1 protein-coding gene and 1 pseudogene are annotated in these 1,665 nt (G+C 66.7%); both read right to left on the reverse strand.

Annotation, left to right across the window (positions count from 1 at the left end; all coding sequences use genetic code 11):
* Positions 1-172: 172 nt before the first annotated feature.
* Positions 173-964, reverse strand: a complete 792-nt coding sequence (locus ABZ622_RS42050; protein WP_360552620.1) for an IPT/TIG domain-containing protein — start codon at positions 962-964, stop codon at positions 173-175.
* A 442-nt stretch (positions 965-1,406) separates the two neighbouring features.
* Positions 1,407-1,665 (reverse strand): annotated as a pseudogene (locus ABZ622_RS42055) (hypothetical protein); the annotation flags it as partial.

The following is a 1,665-nucleotide window of genomic DNA, read 5'->3' on the forward strand; positions in this document are numbered from 1 at the left end:
CCCGCCCTCCCTATCTTCCCCCTCCCCCTCGCGCTGGGGGCGGCAATGCCCCGTGCCCGGGCCGACGATCGTCGGCCCGGTCACGGGGCATTGCCGCCCATCCGCGCCACGTTCTGCGGACGGACCACGACTTGGTGATCGTGCCGTCGGGGTGCCCGGTTTTCCCCGACGATCAGGTGATGGTGAAGGCCTGGGCGTTGGAATTGCCGCCGCAGGTGTGGACCGTGATGGTTCCGGCCCCGATGGCGAGTCCGCCAGGCACGGTGGCGGCGAGCTGGGTGTCGCTGATAGGCGTGAAGACCGCTGCGGCGGTGGCGGTGGCGCTGTCGGTGAAGGTGACGGTGTCGACGTTGACGAAACCGGTTCCGTTGACGGTGATCTGGTCCCCCGCCGTACCAGATGTGGGAAGCACCGAGGTGATGGCCGGCGTGAGGTAGTAGTCGATCTGGGTGGTGCCCGAGAGGCTGGTACCGCCGGCGGTGGTGATGGTCACCGGCTGGGTCGACACCGTACCGACCTGGCCCGGGTTGGTCGGCGCGGTGAAGGTGACCTGGCTCGACTGGGTAGGGGTGACCGCTACGTTGCCGACGGTGCCCACCCCGACCTGCGTTCCGGAGAGAAAGTTGGTGCCGAACAGCGTCACCGAGCCGCCCGAGGCGGCTGGCACACAGGTGACGCTCAGCCCTGTGGTGGTCGGCGTGGCGATGACGAAGAACGGCAGCGCGTTGCTGGTAACGCCGGCGCTGCTGGAGACGCTGACCGAAACCTGGCCGGAGCACGGCGCCGCGCTGGGCACCACGAAAGTGACCAGCGTGGCGGTGACGCTCGCCGGGGTGACCGCCGCCGAACCGAAGTTCACCCTCGTGGTAGTGGACAGACCGGTTCCGTTGATCTGGACGGTGTTCCCGGGCCTGCCTTGGTTTGTGGTGGTCGTCGTGTCCACCAACGAAGTGATGGTTGCCATGATCTTTCTCCTTCGAACGTACCTCTCTGCCTGGGTGCACAACCGCATGGGATGTCCCAGTGGGCAGTGGGGCGAGAAGGGCATGGGAAGACCTGTCGCCTTCAGGGCGCCTGGGCGGGTCGTCCTAGGTGAAGCGACGCGGCTCCACATCAAGGGGCGCCGTCATTCTCGCTTGCTACGATTTAAGCGATCGAGTTAAAAGCGCGGTAGGTGCAATTGATGCATTGGGGAATTCGTATGGACGTAGGGTTAAAGCCTGCCTAGGCGACTTGTACTACCGTCGTGCGCCCCTTCCGGGGGCACTAGTCGGGTCGCCCGGGGGGATCTCACCCCGGGCTCCCACAGAGTGAAGTAGGCCGCCGACGGGCGCTGTCACGTTGTTGGGTGTGTGGGTGTCTGATGGTGTGTCGGGGCATGGTGGGGCCTGGTTCGGGGCCTGTGCTCAGGCCGTGGTGGACAGACCGGCGGTGCCGGCGGCCTGCTCCCAGGTGGTGAAGCGGTGCCGCATCTCGGTGCGGTAGTCGGGGGCGGTCATCAGATGGCGGCGGGGCCGGAAGCGCGGTGAGATACCGCTGAACGCGGACAGGAACCGCTGCGCCCCGCCGGGGGCTTGTAAAGAATCAATGTGGTGATTCGGCCTTCTGCGGAGCGTTTTCGGGTGGTGCGACGGAGGCGAGGAGGTCCGCTGCGGTGCGGAAGGG

The organism is Streptomyces sp. NPDC007164 (assembly GCF_040634135.1).
In the GTDB taxonomy this organism is placed as follows: domain Bacteria; phylum Actinomycetota; class Actinomycetes; order Streptomycetales; family Streptomycetaceae; genus Streptomyces; species Streptomyces sanglieri.

What these genes read in the sequence shown, in the direction of transcription:
- ABZ622_RS42050 (WP_360552620.1), bottom strand. Translation starts at nt 964, where the DNA reads ATGGCAACCATCACTTCGTTGGTGGACACGACGACCACCACAAACCAA.